The organism is Bifidobacterium sp. UBA6881, assembly GCA_002451435.1.
Lineage (GTDB): Bacteria > Actinomycetota > Actinomycetes > Actinomycetales > Bifidobacteriaceae > Bifidobacterium.
Genome location: DKCF01000028.1, coordinates 2,409 through 4,149 on the forward strand (window position 1 = coordinate 2,409; position 1,741 = coordinate 4,149).

The following is a 1,741-nucleotide window of genomic DNA, read 5'->3' on the forward strand; positions in this document are numbered from 1 at the left end:
CTGTACGATCGTCCGGCCAACGTCTTCGTCGCAGGCTTCATCGGCTCCCCGTCGATGAACATCAACACCCACCCGGTGGTCAACGGCAAGGCGAAGATCGGCGAAGACACCGTGGATCTGCCGGCCGAGGCCGTCAACAAGCTCACCGCCGAAGACAACAACCAGATCGTGGTCGGCTTCCGTCCGGAAGACGCCTCCCTGGCCGCCCCGGACGACTCCAACGCGTTCTCCCTCAAGGTGATGAACGTCGAGGATCTGGGCTCCGACGGCTACATCTACGGCAACATCCTCACCGATGGCTCCGCAGCCGAGGCATCCACCATGATGTCCGACCAGAACAAGCTCACCACCATCCGTGTGAACCCGCGCGCTCTGCCGAAGGTCGGCGACGTCGTCAAGATCAAGATCGACCCGTCCAAGATGCACCTGTTCGCGCCGTCCACCGAGCTGCGTCTGAACTGAGCCACCAAGTAGCCAATCGGCACGGATGCCTCACCCTGTGAAGGCATCTGCTGGATGGTGAATACATACTTGGCGGAAACGAGAGTTTCCGTCAACCATTAAACGAGGCGTTCTCTTCCTCTCTTATGGCCTCGTTGGAAAAGCCCCGCGTTGCCGCGGGGCTTTTCTTTTGCCCGGGAACATCCGCTTGGAAACGTTGTTCGGAAACCATTAAACCATTTCCATTCGCGGCGACTTCCATTCGGAAGCCGCATGAAGGAATGGCATCGCAGAACGATTCGACCATGTGGATCGGCGCGGTACCGCCGTCAAATCAACCGGAAAGGCGCCTTGGCGGGATGCCCAAGCGTAGCATGGCCGTTCGGGTAGGTCAACGGGTAGATTAGTGCGGTATGGAATCACATGAACTGCCAAAGATGGATCCCCGAGTGCTTAAAGCCACTTCCGTGAAGGTTGAGGATCCTGCCATACGGTCTTCGGAACCCCACGCGTTGCGAATCACCGCGGCAAGCTCGAATCCGAGGATGTTCACACTGCCGTGGGAAAAGCCGTTGGCGACCTGGCCGGAAGACCTGCTCGCCAATCTTCCCCGCGGTATCTCCAGGCACGTGGTGCGTTTCGTGCACGTGGGCGATGAGGTCTACGCCATGAAGGAAATCACCCGTAATGTCGCGGAACGCGAATACGAGCTGCTGCGCCGACTGCAGAAGCTGGAATTGCCGACCGTACAGCCGATCGCGGTGGTCACCGGCCGCCACAACCGTGAAGGCGAGCCGCTTGAGGCCATTCTGGTCACCAAGCATCTGAAGTTCTCGCTGCCGTACCGTGCGCTGTTCGCGCGCAATCTGCGTCCGGACACCGCCGAACGATTGATCGACGCCTTGGCCGTGCTGATGGTGCGTCTGCACTTGGCCGGCTTCTACTGGGGCGATGTGTCGCTGTCGAACGTGTTGTTCCTGCGCGACGCCGACGCGTTCTCCGCGTTCCTGGTGGATGCGGAAACCGGTGATCTGCAGATCAACCTGACCGAAGGCCAGCGCGAATACGATGTGGATCTGGCCCGTACGAACATCATCGGCGAACTGATGGATCTGGCATCCGGCGCGCTGCTGCCCAGCGACGTGGACGAAATCGAGATCGGCAACCGACTCGTCGACCGCTACCATTCGCTGTGGAGCGCGCTGACCGACACGGACAAGTTCAACCCGGACGAGATGTGGAAGATCGAGAAGCGCGTCAACAAGCTCAACGAACTGGGCTTCGACGTGGACGAGCTGGA

1 protein-coding gene and 1 pseudogene are annotated in these 1,741 nt (G+C 59.9%); both read left to right on the forward strand.

Annotation, left to right across the window (positions count from 1 at the left end):
- A pseudogene (locus B3C64_RS02085) lies at positions 1–462 on the forward strand (sugar ABC transporter ATP-binding protein); the annotation flags it as partial.
- A 392-nt stretch (positions 463–854) separates the two neighbouring features.
- Positions 855–1,741, forward strand: an 887-nt coding sequence (locus B3C64_RS02090; RefSeq protein WP_291533376.1) for a DUF4032 domain-containing protein, incomplete at its 3' end; no start/stop codon positions are given.